The organism is Vibrio sp. TRT 21S02 (genome assembly GCF_050113675.1).
Classification (GTDB): Bacteria; Pseudomonadota; Gammaproteobacteria; order Enterobacterales; family Vibrionaceae; genus Vibrio.
Map to the genome: position 1 here is coordinate 43,471 of NZ_JBNJOI010000010.1, position 14,795 is coordinate 58,265.

General features: G+C 42.7%; 15 protein-coding genes. 6 read left to right on the forward strand and 9 right to left on the reverse strand.

All coding sequences use genetic code 11. The annotated features are described in order from the left end of the window. Positions 1–116: 116 nt before the first annotated feature. Positions 117–2,192 (forward strand): TonB-dependent receptor, encoded by a 2,076-nt coding sequence (locus tag ACQEXU_RS14020; RefSeq protein ID WP_427011287.1) that lies wholly within the window; start codon positions 117–119, stop codon positions 2,190–2,192. Between the two features lie 273 nt (positions 2,193–2,465). Next, complete coding sequence (locus ACQEXU_RS14025) at positions 2,466–3,404, forward strand: transporter (protein WP_427011388.1); 939 nt, start codon at positions 2,466–2,468, stop codon at positions 3,402–3,404. A 73-nt stretch (positions 3,405–3,477) separates the two neighbouring features. Here ACQEXU_RS14025 and ACQEXU_RS14030 read toward each other — a convergent pair whose 3' ends face one another. The 4 genes from ACQEXU_RS14030 to ACQEXU_RS14045 are packed head-to-tail and all read right to left on the reverse strand — an operon-like array spanning position 3,478 to position 5,686. Beyond that, positions 3,478–4,068, reverse strand: a complete 591-nt coding sequence (locus ACQEXU_RS14030) for a hypothetical protein (RefSeq protein WP_427011288.1) — start codon at positions 4,066–4,068, stop codon at positions 3,478–3,480. A 3-nt stretch (positions 4,069–4,071) separates the two neighbouring features. Beyond that, positions 4,072–4,749 carry a C39 family peptidase gene (locus ACQEXU_RS14035; protein WP_427011289.1) on the reverse strand — a complete coding sequence of 226 codons (678 nt, stop codon included), beginning with the start codon at positions 4,747–4,749 and terminating at the stop codon, positions 4,072–4,074. Between the two features lies 1 nt (position 4,750). Then, complete coding sequence (locus ACQEXU_RS14040; RefSeq protein ID WP_427011290.1) at positions 4,751–5,077, reverse strand: carbon storage regulator; 327 nt, start codon at positions 5,075–5,077, stop codon at positions 4,751–4,753. Positions 5,078–5,092: 15 nt separating this feature from the next. Next, complete coding sequence (locus ACQEXU_RS14045) at positions 5,093–5,686, reverse strand: hypothetical protein (protein ID WP_367989995.1); 594 nt, start codon at positions 5,684–5,686, stop codon at positions 5,093–5,095. 213 nt (positions 5,687–5,899) lie between these two features. On the opposite strand from ACQEXU_RS14045, the gene ACQEXU_RS14050 reads away from it, so the two are divergent. Continuing rightward, positions 5,900–6,148 carry a hypothetical protein gene (locus ACQEXU_RS14050; RefSeq protein WP_427011291.1) on the forward strand — a complete coding sequence of 83 codons (249 nt, stop codon included), beginning with the start codon at positions 5,900–5,902 and terminating at the stop codon, positions 6,146–6,148. A 65-nt stretch (positions 6,149–6,213) separates the two neighbouring features. Then, entirely contained in the window at positions 6,214–6,861 is a 648-nt protein-coding gene (locus ACQEXU_RS14055; RefSeq protein WP_427011292.1) for a LuxR C-terminal-related transcriptional regulator, read from the forward strand. On the opposite strand, the gene ACQEXU_RS14060 is transcribed toward ACQEXU_RS14055, so the two are convergent. The 3 genes from ACQEXU_RS14060 to ACQEXU_RS14070 form a co-directional block, all read right to left on the reverse strand. Then, a complete protein-coding gene (locus ACQEXU_RS14060) occupies positions 6,862–7,563 on the reverse strand; it encodes a 4'-phosphopantetheinyl transferase family protein (RefSeq protein WP_427011293.1) in 702 nt (233 codons plus the stop codon). A 69-nt stretch (positions 7,564–7,632) separates the two neighbouring features. After that, a complete protein-coding gene (locus ACQEXU_RS14065) occupies positions 7,633–8,106 on the reverse strand; it encodes an ankyrin repeat domain-containing protein (RefSeq protein ID WP_427011294.1) in 474 nt (157 codons plus the stop codon). A gap of 100 nt (positions 8,107–8,206) precedes the next feature. Next, positions 8,207–9,715, reverse strand: coding sequence for a catalase (locus ACQEXU_RS14070; RefSeq protein ID WP_427011295.1), 1,509 nt, complete (start codon positions 9,713–9,715; stop codon positions 8,207–8,209). A gap of 225 nt (positions 9,716–9,940) precedes the next feature. Between ACQEXU_RS14070 and ylqF the strand changes: the two genes are divergently transcribed. Then, positions 9,941–10,876, forward strand: coding sequence for a ribosome biogenesis GTPase YlqF (gene ylqF, locus ACQEXU_RS14075; RefSeq protein WP_427011296.1), 936 nt, complete (start codon positions 9,941–9,943; stop codon positions 10,874–10,876). A gap of 69 nt (positions 10,877–10,945) precedes the next feature. Here the strand turns inward: ylqF and ACQEXU_RS14080 are convergent, their stop codons facing one another. Beyond that, positions 10,946–11,731 (reverse strand): substrate-binding periplasmic protein, encoded by a 786-nt coding sequence (locus ACQEXU_RS14080; protein WP_427011297.1) that lies wholly within the window; start codon positions 11,729–11,731, stop codon positions 10,946–10,948. 113 nt (positions 11,732–11,844) lie between these two features. After that, positions 11,845–12,831, reverse strand: a complete 987-nt coding sequence (locus tag ACQEXU_RS14085; RefSeq protein ID WP_427011298.1) for a CobW family GTP-binding protein — start codon at positions 12,829–12,831, stop codon at positions 11,845–11,847. A 461-nt stretch (positions 12,832–13,292) separates the two neighbouring features. Between ACQEXU_RS14085 and clcA the strand changes: the two genes are divergently transcribed. Then, positions 13,293–14,693: a H(+)/Cl(-) exchange transporter ClcA gene (gene clcA, locus ACQEXU_RS14090; protein ID WP_427011299.1), complete on the forward strand. Its 1,401-nt coding sequence runs from the start codon at positions 13,293–13,295 to the stop codon at positions 14,691–14,693. The last annotated feature ends 102 nt before the right edge of the window (positions 14,694–14,795 follow it).

Sequence of the window (14,795 nt, forward strand, 5' to 3'; positions counted from 1 at the left end):
TATTGTTGTAAATAATAATAATTATCATTAGTATTATTACCGCAACACTTTTTTACATAAATGTTGTTACAACATCAAATGTTTTCTTCTTTTTTTTATTAAGGAATACTCAGGTCATGAAGCCCATGGATTTAAACAGTGGCATCACCATCACTAATACTGGCAAAACTAAACTTGCCATGCTCATTGGTGTAATTTGCCTTGGAGCCAGCACCACTCTTTCAGCAGAGCAAGTGGACAACAGCAACACGAAGAAAGGACAAGAAACCATTGTGGTACTTGGTGAGAAACTCGGTGGCACACTTGCTGAGAACACAAGCTCAGTCACCGTTTTTACTGATGAAGCAGACAATGGCGAAGATCAAACATACTACGATCTACTCGATCGCGTCCCGAATGTACTGAATGCCCCATCTGGTATTCCACATATTCGAGGTGTCGATGGTCGTGGAGCTGGTGAAGGCTTCCTTTCCTTCATGACGGGAGCGACGCCAAGGGTGAATACAACCGTTGATGGCGTGTCAGAATCATGGACTGGTGAAGCCTTTGGTAAAGCCGGATTGTGGGATACAGAACAAGTAGAGATTTATAAAGGCCCTCAATCAACCAACCAAGGCCGAAATAGTATTGGCGGCGCGGTGGTCATCAAAACCAAAGATCCAACGTTCCACTTTGAAAGTAAAGTTCGTGGTGGCTATGAAAACGAAGATGGCAAATATCATTTAGCGGGTGTTGTTTCTGCCCCAATCGTGTCTGAAAAGCTCGCATTTCGATTAGCCGCTGAGGGCACAAAAGGTAATACACCAATTGATTACTCGCTGCCCGATAATGACCAATATCCATGGGACCCTTCTGAAGTTGAATCTCATAATGTGAGAGGTAAGCTGTTATTCAAACCGATGTCTAACGATAAGCTTACGCTTAAACTGACATTGGCTAGCCGTAATGAAGAAGGTCAATATACAAATCTGGTTTCTGAAAAAGGCAAGTTTGAATATATCGATGAAAACGGTACTCGACGTCAAACCACTGAAAGTTGGAATGCAAATTTTGACGTAAATTACTTGATCAATGATGAATTGACCCTTGATGTATTGCTTGCGCGCCGAGACTACAATACGAAATTCAAAGCTTATCCACGTACGGAGTGGTGGGGTGATGTTGATGAAAAAAACCACACCGCAGAAGCGAAGCTGTCTTATAACTCGTTAGATGACAAATACAATGCCATTGTCGGGGTAAGTAGTTTTTACAAAGATCAGGATACGCAAACAGACTCGATGAAGCGTAAAGATAAAGTTCTGACCAACTCAATTTACTTCGATTCAAAAGTCCAGCTCAACAACCGTTGGGGCTTGCTACTTGGCGCTCGTTACGAAAAAGATGAGCTGAAGCGTGATTTTGACCACGCAAGGTTCCCACTCGATTTCAATGCCGATGAAAGTAACGGTATTTTGCTGCCAAAAGTCGGTGTGACTCTAAATGTATCAGACAATTCAATGCTTGGACTTACTGCTCGTAAAGGATACAACGCTGGCGGACTTGGGTACAACGAGTACCAACAACAAGTGTTTGTATTTGATCAGGAAGAAGTCTGGACTTATGAGCTAAGTTCCCGTTCAACTTTCCTTGAAAATAGACTTGGTTTAACTGCAAATGTCTTCTACAACGACTATGAAAACTATCAAACGGTCGTGTTTGGTGACAGTGGAAATCGTTTCGACAATTACATCGCAAACATCCCTAAAGGAAAAACATACGGTACTGAAGTTGAAACTAATTACTGGTTTGACTCAGGTTTGGACGTATTCGCATTTGTAGGCTTGTTAAAAACTGAAATCACCGAAGGGCCAAGCGGTACCGTTGAAAACTTAAATGGGAATGAGTTCAGCTATGCACCTGAAGTGTCGGCAGGTCTTGGTTTTACCCAGCAGCTAGATTCGGGCATTTTCTTTGGTGCTCGTGTTAATCACGTAACGGATTACTTTACAGATCTCGCCAATACCCGAAGTACATCAGCAGGTGACTACACCATATTAAATCTTAATGCAGGTTATGCCATGGATGATCTCACCATTCGAGCTTACATTAAGAATGCAACAGATGAAGATTACGTTCTTCGTCATAAGAATGATCTTATCGAAATGGGCGGACCTCGTACCTTCGGCCTTGTGGCTGATTATCAATTCTAACAACACAAAGGGCTCCGCTGGAGCCCTTTCCTTCTTATTGAAGCTGCACTAACTTCAGTTTTAAGCTTTTATTAATACCAAATTTAAGACAAACCTAATAAACCTTGACATAGCTAAGGACATATCGCGAGTCCAAACTTTCGTTTATAGCGAGTCAATTGTTCGTCTTCTATCTAATAATTGACAGTTCTGATAATTATAATGGACAGACCTATGACGAAACAAATAACTAGACTTTCTACACTCGCGATCGCTTGCATTTCTGCCTTTTCAATGGCCAACGATACCATTGAGAATCGCGATAATCGTGCACAAACAGTGGCAGACGTCATCACCCAATCTGGTGTCTTAACACCAAAGGGGCGATTTAACGTCGAAACTTCTTTGAGTTACACCCAAAACTCATCGAACAAGGTTTCTGTTGTTGGCTACACCATCCTACCGACACTCATCGTCGGCCGAATTGAAGTCAGTGATTCTGACCGAACCACCATAACAGCAGGCTTAACTGCACGTTATGGTTTAACTGAAAGTACGGAACTGGAACTTCGGCTCCCTTTCGTATACAGAAATGACCAAATATCGACAAGGCCAATTCAGGATGGTGCAGCTGAAAATACGATCAATACAACACTTGATGGAGGTGGATTAGGCGATATTGAATTTGCAATTCGCCACCAGATTAACTTCCAAAGCACACCATATTGGATCGCAGGTGTGAAAATAAAAAGTGATACCGGGCGTTCTCCCTATGAGGTTGATATCGACACAATAACCAATACATTCACCGAAGTTCCAACTGGGTCGGGGTTATGGAGTGTAGAGCCGAGCGTCACCATGATCTACCCTACCGACCCCGCCGTGCTGTTTATGAACCTTGGGTACATCTACAACATTGAAGATGATGTCAGTGTCGGGGGTGAAAACGTTAAAGTCGATATCGGAGATACCCTATCATTAGCTGCTGGGTTAGGTTTTGCCGTGAACCCCGATCTGTCTTTGTCGTTTGGCTTAAACCACAAGACCATCTTAAAAAGTAAAGTGAATGGTGAAGAAAGCGATGATGCAAAATTGCTTCAATTGGATACCATCAGTATAGGGATGAACTACGCCTTTTCTGATCAAACTTCTATCAACGTCAGTGCTCAAGCAGGCCTCACTGAAGACTCTCCTGATTTCCAATTGACCATGCGTGTTCCGTTCACCTTTTAATACCCTTTTTATCCACGCAGAAAAATCCCCCTTGTCATTGGGGGATTTTGAATTGCTTTGAGTTATGTTTCTCTCAGTACAATTGCATTTGCAGCGCTTCTTGTAAGCGAAGGTTCGCTCTCAAATCTCGGAGTGCACCACTCACCTGTGAATCAATATCTACCACAGTATTGAGCCCAATCACGCTATCATTTTGCGTATTCTGAACCACATGACTCAACAATGTAGCCCCCTGATTTACAGCTAGGTGACTCACAACAGGTGTGCTATCAATTGGCTCTATATTCGATGGCTGGGTAGTTTCACTCTCGACCACGGGCAAGCTATTTTCTGTCGATTCGGTTGGAACCACCTGATTATTCTCGCCAACCTGCACGACATTTACGCCACTGTCTGCTATCCCTGAAGAAATGATCTGCCCATTACGAATTACCAGATCAGCAATGTGCGAATTAAAAATTGTATTTCCGTTAATAGAGGTAACAACACTCAACCCAATATTAACGACATAATCATTCGCAACACCAAAACCGCCACGATATTCCATCAATTCAACATCAGTCAGCGGATTCAGCGTGAGCAGGGAGCTCACTTTTGCTTGAACATAGCCTGCTACCGACAATGAAGCTAAGGCAATCAGAAGCACCCTAATGAAGTTAGACATAGGTTAATATTCTCCTGACTCCGGCAAAGTGATAGTGAATTGGCCGATCGAGTCTCGAGGCAGTGAGCTATCCAATGGTGCTCGGTTGTAAAGTCTATACTGGGCCACATCAATGAAGGTTTCTTTTCCTACCTCTGCATGATTGCGAACTAGCAATACAATGCCCTGATAAAACTGAACAAACTTGGTCTTGCTCATCACTATTGTCCCTCGAGAAGGGTCACCTAATATCACGTCACTTTGATTGATACCTTTCACTACAACAAAGTGACGGTAACCATCAAAATCAACCAGAGTAATGACCGGTAATCCAATCGACTCTATCTTCTCCAACGTCAGTTTATACCCTTCTGACTCAAATCCTTGACTCATCAAATACCGCTTCATATCAAGTAACGAAAAGCCCTGTTTTTCAATAAGTTCCCGATTGCCGTTTGCGAACATCGCTTTAAATATATCGGCTTCATCTTTGGGGGTTCGATAATGATAGGTCAGCAGTGATGCTAATGCTGCAGAGCCACAACTGAAGTCATACTGTTGGCGAATCACATCACCAAACTGTATTTCTTTATAGCTTCTAACAGGCACCTGAAAACTTCCTCTTTCAGGCAACCAATTTAAGGCGGCCGCATAGCAAGGTGTGAGTAAAACAAACGAAATGAAAAATTGCCGGAGTTTCATTTTACTTAAGTGTTAAATTAACAACGGTGGAATTTTGAATCAGCACATTGTTACCACTGTTCTGGATAACGTTCGTGATCCCTGAACTTGCTGCTAACGCACCAGCAGCAATGGTATTGTTTCCTGTAACCACATGCTCGGCTACGTTACCTGAACTAATTCCTTCCACGGTTGAGGTTGCCGCGATGCTGTCGAGGTCAATGTAATACTGACCACCACGAGAGCTGTCCAGTTCTGTTTCAGACAGCTCAAAGTCAGTCAGCACTAGATCATCAGCATACACAAATGTTGGAATGAGTAATCCCAAGACGAACAGTGCTAAACGCATGGCGAATCCCTCTACTTACTTGGTAAACACAGAGGCGTTAGTGGTTACGGCTTGTTGCACCATAGAATTGGCCCCAGCATTTTGACCAACCGTTGTAATACCTGCTGTACCAGAGAATCCGTCTAGTGAGTTAGCACTTGAGACACGCTGATAGCCTAACAACGCAAGCTGGGTATTCGTTGCCGAAACGTTTGAAATACTACCGTTAAGATCGGCATCTGCGACTACCATATCGCTTTCTAAAGAAATTGATGTATTGGTTGTCGTAGTTGTCGTATTCAAACTGTCTGACCATGAATTGTTACCATCGTCACCATTTTCGTTATAGCTAAAGCTATTACCATCATCACCACCACCAATTGTCGTGGTGTTTCCATCGTTTCCGTTCTCGTTATAACTGTTACCGTCATCACCATTACCGATGGTCGTATTGGTGTTGGTATGGTTATGCGTGTTGTTGTTACTAGCGACTGCGTTGTTACTTAATACATCATTGTGACTGGCTACATCATCACTACCAAAGGAATCATTAGAATTATTTGCTAACACGGCACCGCTGAATAGAAGAGCGGACACTGCTACTGCCAAGCCTGTTTTTTGTAGATTCATAATATTCACTCCATCGTGTTTTGAAGGTTTTGTCCTTTCGATATGCCCGAAAGCAAAGTGATTATAGGAATCTATGCGCCACAAAAATTCTCATAAATGAGACGGCATTTTACGCAACTCATAGAATGAGATAATACGAAGGTTAACTAAGATATTTAGTTACTAAATTTCATAGGCTTATTGTCGATTTATTAGAAAAGCATGAAAAAACCCATGGAATTAGCATTAGATTTCTATCACCCAAATCGAGCAGGTCTAATACTCTTTGTTGCGCAACAGCAAAAGGGGGAAACCGATCAGACTAACTGGGGAAAAAAAGACCAATCAAGCCTTGTTTTATTAGCAAAACGTTTATTACTAATTAATAAATCTAAACCTGACGACTACTCAAAAATGGTTATCTCTAGAACCTATTTACCATTTTTAAAACGCTTTCAAGAGTTTAACTTATACTTCAATTAATAGAGCGTTATTCATAACGTATCTAAATACAACGTTTTATTGGCTATGCATACGGAAAGGCTATTATGGCTCCAACAACGCTCGTCATTCTGTCGGACAACAATTTGCAAAGTAACTTAATCGAACAACAGCTTTTATGTTTAAGCGACGTTACGACTACCGCCGTGCATCCAGATAAGTTCAATCACCTTTGCAGTCGATTGACGATGGACTTGGTGATTCTCGATTTTCATTACCTCACCTACCTTGAGGATCTCGACATACTGCCTGATTTTGACCTACTTAATCTTGATATATTGGTTTACAACATTCCAGAATTGGGGCTTAACCACCCTTTTGTCCGCTGGCGCACATTAAGAGGGATGATCCTACAAACTGCGTGCGCGCAACACTTAATTGATGGGGTGAAATGTATTTTGCAAGGTGGCATGTGGATACCACGACGGTATCTGGAAGAATTGATCATGCTTTATCGAGATCCGAGTAACATACGCGATTGCAGCTTTGATCAACTGACCGAAAGAGAGCGGCAAGTCCTCGATTTAGTGGTTCAGGGAAGCTCAAACAAAGAGATCGCAAAGTTGCTATACCTATCAGAAAACACCGTTAAAACACATATTTACAAGGTATACCGTAAACTTAATGTCCACTGTAGAAGTGAAGTCAGCAAACTGGTTAAGCAGGCTCGAGGAAATAACAGTTCGTCCAATTAGTCATTGTTTCAGGTGACTTTCGCCAATCACACACCATGTGATGTAATGTGCATCATCCATCATTGAATAACGGACTTTAATATTCATCTCATTATTCAAATATTCATCGAGAACAGGCGTTGTTGCAAAAGTCAGTTCTTGTTTAGCACAATCAATCTGCTCAAGAACGACTGAATCAAAATCTAAAATCTGCTGAACGGTAGGGAAAATCGCTTTATAGATCGCCTCTTTTGCCGAAAAGATTAACGTTAGAAACTGACAAAAATCTCTAAAATAAGCAGCGAAATACCGTTCGTTGAGCGAGATAATTTGTGATGAAAGTTGATTCGCCCACTCGCGAGACATCACTTTCTCGATATCTACCCCTACCCCAGCGACATCTTCACTGCGGTGAGCAACGGATGCGACAGCATGCCCCACGCAATGGGAAATAGACCCTACAATATCTTCAGGCCAAACGGGGTCATTCCCGCGACCAATACCAATACCAATACTGTCGGCAGCTTCAAGACCTAAATAGGTTAATGCTTGGTTTGCACACGCTCGTCCTGCTAAGAATTCACAACGGCGCTTAAGTACCGCTTTACCAAAATCACTTGGTAAATAGATACCTTGCAACTCTATATGCGATATAAAATCAGGGCTGTAATCCACGCTTAGGTAGCGGGAAACCAAGTTATCAGGCCACGGAAAAAGCTTCATGAAACTTACAAAAACTATTTTATAATGAGAATTATTATCTTATATCGATGATCGTTTTGAAAGTCGTTATCACTTATCTTTGTTCGCAAAACCTTTTAAGGTATCAGCCTGCCCGTACATTTTGGCAAACTCAGATAACGTCAACCCCGCTTTATTGGGTCGGTCAGAACAGGTTTGTTGATAAAGGTTTTTAGCAATTGATAGCTCACCTTTAATTAATGCCCCCATCAGTGCGGTGTTACCACGTTTGTCACGAGCACATACATCAGCACCATTTTGAATCAATAACTCCACCGCTTTGGATTGGCCGTTGTATGCTGCGATCATCAATGCGGTATAACTTTCAAGATTACGTAAGTTGATTGGGAATCCCGCATTAATGAACTGCTCCAGAACATCGACTTCTCCTATCCGCGCAGCAGCGAAAAAGTAAGCAGAGATTTGTTGGGCATCTTCTTTTTCAGAGGGGCTGCCAAATACGGTTTGGTTTACTCCTCCAGTCAATAATATGACCATGAATACACTACGCCACAGACGTTTCATAATGAGCCTCCAGTCAACTATCTGATATAAAAGGCCCATGAGGCATCCTCTAGATTCCGGGCAGAAAAGAGCGGATTGTTTACCTCATGGGCCAAACCGATTACATTTCTGCTAGTTTCTCTACACGGCTTAAATTACCGTTAACAGCTTTAGTTAGCTTACTTCCGTAGTCCTTATCAGCTCGATAGAAGTAACTCAACATGATGTGTTTTGTTTCATCATCCTGAACTTTTCCTAAATCTCCGGCCAGATTGACGATGAGATCTTTCTGATCTTGCTTACTTAGCCCACGGTAAAACTCCCCAGCTTGGTAGAAATTACGCGGGTTCGAGATTGCTTTCTGTTGCACAGTTCCAACTAGTGCCGTTTCCACCGCTCTTGCACTGTCATCTTCCTTCAGCGGCAAAATACGACTAGGTTCATAGTTCACGTCTGAGTCCGTCAAACTACCATTTCCGGCGCCATCTTGGTTATGGTTACTCACTATCACTTTTGGTTTGTTTACGGGTAGTTGGAATAAGTTTGCTCCAACGCGGTAGAGCTGCGTATCAGCATAAGCAAATAAACGACCTTGTAACAAACGGTCTTCCGAAGGCTCAATTCCCGGAATTAAATTAGAAGGCGCGAATGCCGATTGTTCTGTTTCCTGAAAAAAGTTCTTTGGTACCCGATTAAGAATCATGGTTCCAACTTTTTGATCCGGAATATTCAGCCACACTTTGGTCGCATCAAGACCGTTGTAATCCAGTTCGCTAAGCTGCGTTGGTGTCAACACCTTAACGTATAGGTCCCACTTAGGGTTGTTTCCTTTACCAATCTCGCTATACAGGTCATTAGTTAAGTGATTAAAATCCATACCTTGTACTTTCGCGAGATCATCAGGTCCTAAACTCTCTATCCCTTGTTGGCTCTTCCATTGAAACTTAACGTATTTAACATCGCCCTGTTGGTTTATCCATTTGTACGCATGAACACCAAAACCATCCATAGTTCGGTAGCTCTTCGGCGTGCCTCGGTTGGAGTAAACCCAGCTCAACATATGAGTCGAACCCGGTTCATGACTAAAGAAGTCAAAAAATCGATTAGGATCTTGTACGTTGGTAATGGGTGACGGTTTCAATGAATGAACCATATCAGGAAATTTAATCGAATCCCGAATAAAGAATACGGGTAGATTATTTCCCACTAAGTCCCAGTTGCCTTGTTCAGTATAAAACTTGGTAGCAAACCCGCGGGGATCACGTAAGGTTTCTGGTGAACCTTTTGAGTGGATAACCGTGGAAAAGCGCACGAAAACAGGCGTTACTTTGCCTTTCTCGCTAAAAGGATCGGCAATGGTTAGATCACTAAAATCACCACTCGATACGAATTCCCCGTATGCGCCTGTTCCTCTTGCATGAACCACACGTTCAGGAATACGCTCACGAGCAAAACGTTGCAGTTTTTGGATCAACTGAACATCTTGCAACAGGACACTACCATTAGGCCCTGCCGTCAGTGAATTTTGGTTATCACCAACTGGTGCACCATTGTCTCTGGTAAGAGTTTGTGCCTGAACGCTAAACGCCAGACCCATTGAAATAATTAAGAAGCTTTTTGACATACGCATAGTTGCTCTCCAATGCATGACAAAAGCTCTTTTCTGCCCAAACGCAGTATAGCTCTATGAATAAACTCGATTAAAATGGGTAATTACGATTAATTTCTATCGAAAAAAGCGATGATATAGACAAGCCCTTACCAAACAAGGTGTATAAGGATTGGATAGCGCCCCTTTACAGGGTGAGAATTCCCCTTACAATGTGCGCAAACTTTATTTTTTAAGGTCATTCTTATGTCAATCCAATGGTTTCCGGGTCACATGCACAAAGCCCGCAAAGAAATCGAAGAAGCGATTCCTCAGGTCGATGTCATCATCGAAGTGTTGGATGCTCGAATCCCTTTCAGTAGTGAAAACCCGATGATCTCACAAATCCGTGGCGAAAAACCGGTAGTAAAAGTACTGAACAAGCGAGATCTAGCCGACCCAGAATTAACTCAGCTTTGGATTGATCACTTTGAAAAAGAAAAGAATGTTAAAGCAATGGCGATCACCACTTCTAACCCACAAGAAGTGAACAAAATCCTTGAGCTTTGCCGTAAGCTGGCACCTCACCGCGAAGAAATTGGCAAAAACATTCGCACTATGATTATGGGGATCCCAAACGTAGGGAAATCAACCATTATTAATACGCTTGCTGGCCGCACCATCGCTCAAACGGGTAACCAACCTGCTGTCACCCGCCGTCAACAACGTATTAATCTACAAAATGGCATCGTTTTATCTGATACTCCGGGGATTTTGTGGCCTAAGGTTGAGAACCCACATAGCGGTTTCCGCCTTGCAGCAACAGGAGCCGTTAAAGATACCGCCATGGAATATGATGAAGTGGCCTTTTACACGGTTGAATACCTTGCAAAAGCCTACCCCGAACGTTTGAAAGAGCGCTATCAGATCGAAGAGTTACCAGAGAGTGACATTGAGCTAATGGAAGAAATTGGACGCCGTCGTGGAGCTCTACGTGCTGGCGGCCGTGTTGATTTACATAAATGCTCTGAAATTCTATTGCACGAACTTCGAGGTGGCACGCTTGGTCAAGTGACCTTAGAACTTCCTGAGATGATCACACAAGAGCTGATTGAAGTTGAAATTGAAGCAACCAAAAAAGCCGAAGAAAAAGCGAAGCGAAAAGAAGAGCGTCGTAAACGTTATCTGAAAAATAAACGCTAAGCGATTTTTGTTCAGGGATGATTCCATCCCTGAACAGCTTCTATTGAGTTTCCCACAACCATTACACATTTAATTGAGCGCATACCGAGTTAAAATCTCGTCATACTCACCATTTGCTTTAATTCTCTCCAAGCTCTCATTAAAGCTCTTGAGCAATTCACTAGCATTTGGATAATCTGGCGACACCATCAAATAGGAATCCCAGTCCGGGTTGCCACTTTCGCCGATCAGTTCTTGAAATGTAATATCCAAGGTTGAAAAGAGATGCGTTTCTCCCGGATATAATTGTTCAATCAAGTACCAACCTAAAACAGGATCCATCTGCACAAAATCGACACGCTCTTTGTATAGCCGATGAACATTCAGATCATCACTAATGACTCGTTCCATTTCGATACCTATCTGGGACATCACTTCTACAGATGCATCTCCTGCTAACACAGCAAACTTATAAGGCTTAAAATCCGCCCATGTTTTGATCTCTGGAACACTTGTTAGCTTACTGGTTTTGTAAAAGAATTTACCGGAAGGATTGATAAGCAAGCGTTCTGAAAAAACAAAGTCTTTCTTGCGCTCAGGAGTAATCGCATAAGGGAAGAAACCGAAAGCCTCACCATTTTTCAGCATTTTCTCCCCTCTTTCCCAAGGAACAAACGAGAGTTTAGCGTCAATGCCCATCTCATTTATCGTCGCAGAAACAATTTCGGTAATTAGGCCACCATTATCGATGTGGGCAGAGGTATATGGTGGCCACTCTCCAGTAATAAACACTATCGGTAGGGATTCATCAGCGTGTGCTGGCAGCAAATAGAAAGAACACAATAATAACCGTGTGATGATAGCTTTCAACGTCATTGGTATAGTCTTCCTTCAAACCATGGGACTGCTTAAACAGTATAGCCAACGAAAGTACCATCACACGATGCAGTCTCTAATTACTGCATAATGGAGAGTTTAATGTGAATCAATCATCTATCAATATTTGCTAACTTCAACAAAACACCTTCAAGCTGCGCCCATGGTAGTAATTGAGAGTCAATGACCTCGAAACGGCTCTCAAAACCTTCCAAACTCATTTCATTTACGGATACAACACCTTTGGCTACATTAAACGCGTAGCACCCTTTATCCGTATTAACGACTGCTTTTACACGCTCTGCCGTCAGCGCAGACAACATAGAAACCAGTTCATCAAAATCAAAGGTGTGCTCAGCGCCAAATAGCCAACCACAGCTAAAATAACCTTGCCCTTTATTCTCTTTTCGAACAAAAGCTTTTCCGGGTTCTAATTGAAATTGAGGTTCAAGTTCAGCATGCTCGTGATGATGATGTTCAATTACCGTAGACGCACTACCACCGCGTCTTTCGATATCTAAGATTTCTAACAGCAATTGTCCTTGCTTCACGAGTTTGTGAAAGACCTTTGGTGGATTTTGATCAGTCACCCAATCGTTGAATACATCAATATCATGCGCATGACATAAATCGACCTTGTTGCCGATAACCACATCCGCACTGTCCAATTGGTCGTTAAAGTTCTGATTTGAAGTGTATTTTTCGTCACTTAAGTTACGAGGGTCAACCAAGGCGACTGTTGCTTTAAGATCAACGTATGGTTCGTATTGAGATGACGTTAGTGTAGCAATAACCTGCTTTGGGTGACCTAAACCCGTCGGCTCAATAATTAAGCGATCTGGGTTTTGGCGCAGTAAAGCATTTATCCCAACCGACATGGGAACACCAGCAGTACAGCACATACATCCACCCGGAACTTCTTTAATAAAAGCACCCTGTTCACTCATTATGGCACCGTCAATACCGATTTCACCAAACTCGTTAACCAAGACCGCCCACTTTTCGTGCGCAGGTTTGTTTTTAAGAAGATCTAAAATAGCGGTCGTTTTACCAACACCAAGAAATCCCGTAATGATATTTGTAGGTACTTTAGCTGTCATTGTTGCTCTCCGTTTATTGCAGCAGTGAGTATATACCCAAAAGGGCTTTACGCACGCGTAAAGTCAAACAATCACTTAAAAGCCTAAGTATTATGGGGCTATAAACGACAAAAGGCGCACTACCTGAGTGCGCCCTATCCCTCGTTACTCAATCGTGAGTTTGCGAATCAGGAAGTCTATAGGTGCGACCTGATAATAAACGAGGCTCTAGAAATGAGTTATCGAATCCATCCAAATTGTATGTAAGGCCTTGATGTCCTCCCTGCGAGTCGGTTCAGATTGCCTTACAACTTAACTATGGCTCAAAATGACCAAACTTCAAGTCTAGACATGTGATCTTCTGTGCAAAACGCATCAAATATGAAAATCAAAATTCCATTTCTGTCGCTATAGTAAAACACCTTGACGAGTATAATTTACGTATTCCTTCCCCACTCGTTAGTAAATAGGCCAAACACCCCATGACTCGAAGAGAGAAAATTAAGTTGTCTTTATTGTCTAAAATGCCTAAAGACACCATCAATCAATTTCTCTCTAAAGATAAAACCCCCGTTTCAGTACTGTTCTTATCAGCACTTGTTGGCATCATTGCTGGTCTGATTGGCACCTATTTCGAAATTGCGGTTCACCTTGTCTCTGAAACTCGAACTGATTGGCTCAAAACTGAAATCGGGAATATTGTTCCTTTATGGCTGGCCGCCTTTTTGATCAGTGCTGGCCTTGCATTCATTGGCTATTTCTTAGTTCATCGCTTCGCGCCAGAAGCATCTGGCTCCGGTATTCCAGAGATTGAAGGAGCAATGGACGGCATTAGACCTGTTCGTTGGTGGCGTGTTATTCCTGTGAAGTTTTTCGGCGGAATGGGTGCCCTTGGATCAGGTATGGTACTTGGACGTGAAGGACCAACCGTTCAGATGGGTGGCGCCATTGGTCGTATGGTCACTGACATTTTCAGAGTCAAAGATGATGACACCAAGCACTCTCTTCTCGCCTCAGGTGCTGCCGGAGGCTTAGCCGCAGCCTTTAATGCACCACTGGCTGGTATTATGTTTGTGGTTGAGGAGATGCGCCCTCAATTTCGCTACTCTTTAATATCGATACGCGCGGTTATCATTTCTGCTGTTGCTGCAAATATTGTTTTTCGTACCATCAATGGACAAGCCGCAGTTATTACCATGCCGCAATATCAGCCACCTGGCTTACCCTCTTTGTGGCTCTTCTTACTATTAGGGGCTCTTTTTGGTATTTTTGGTGTTGCTTTTAATAAATTAGTGACACTGTCACAAGATGCATTCGTACGAATTCACAAAAACGACCGTAAGCGCTACCTCTTAACTGGCTCCCTCATCGGCGGATGCTTTGGCATTATGTTGCTTTACATGCCAGAACTCACTGGCGGCGGTATTGGACTGATTCCCAATATCACGAATGGTGGCTATAGTGCAGGCTTTCTTTTGCTGCTATTCCTCGGCCGTATTATCACTACTATGATTTGTTTTGGCTCGGGCGCACCAGGTGGCATTTTTGCGCCAATGCTGGCACTTGGGACTCTATTTGGGTATGCATTTGGATTAACAGCTAAGAGTCTATTCCCAGAGCTTGATATCCAACCGGGCATGTTTGCAATTGCCGGGATGGGTGCATTATTTGCAGCCACTGTACGCGCTCCAATCACAGGCATTTTATTGGTGATTGAAATGACCAACAATTACTACTTAATCCTACCATTGATTATTACTAGCCTGGGTGCGGTGATCTTTGCTCAAGTCTTAGGCGGTCAACCTATTTACAGTCAGCTACTTCATCGAACCTTAAAAAATGAGAAGTTGAGGCAAGTAGACTTACCTCGTGAGCCAAATTGAGAATTGCGCCGTAACCACTCAACTTGTATTATCGTTGCCGAAAATTCAACCGGGCTAAGGATAGCCTCGTTCTTGATTAGAGTAGATGTTCTAGGAGAAAAC